Origin of the sequence: Campylobacter troglodytis, from assembly GCF_006864425.1 — a bacterium.
Classification (GTDB): domain Bacteria; phylum Campylobacterota; class Campylobacteria; order Campylobacterales; family Campylobacteraceae; genus Campylobacter_D; species Campylobacter_D troglodytis.
Genome location: NZ_QHLI01000244.1, coordinates 1 through 501, shown reverse-complemented (window position 1 = coordinate 501; position 501 = coordinate 1). Strand labels below are relative to the sequence as shown.

1 protein-coding gene is annotated in these 501 nt (G+C 32.3%); it reads left to right on the top strand.

The annotated features are described in order from the left end of the window. A partial coding sequence (locus tag DMC01_RS14570) for a hypothetical protein (protein ID WP_221887180.1) occupies positions 1–501 on the top strand: 501 nt, incomplete at both ends.

Below are 501 nucleotides of genomic sequence, written 5' to 3'. Positions count from 1 at the left end.
AATATAATCTTTTTTGCCTACACAAAAGAAAATGGCAAGGTGCATAATCTTTCTTACACACAACCACCCCTACCAGCTAGGATTAAAACAGTTCAGTGTATAGAGCTTAAAATCCTAAAAAGTAGATTTCATCTAAGACTTTATGATGAAAGGCTAACACTCTTAGAAAATGAAAGGATTATTTTAAGTTTAGCTTATACAAAAGAAGTGGCTAGCTTTATCCTTAAATACACAAAGACAAGGGATTTTAAAGAAGATCTTGCTTATAAGCTAGATATTATGGATAAAGAAGAGTTTATAAGTGAGTTTATCAGCCTCTTGTCCTTGAATTCACAAATAAATTCACAAAACAGCTTGCAAGAAAATTCACAGCACAGCTTACAAAATGCTTCACAAACAAATTCACAAACAAATTCACAAGCAAATTCACAAATAAATTCATATAACAGCCTACAAAACAGCTCACAACCCTACACTCACCAAGCAAATTCAACAAACACC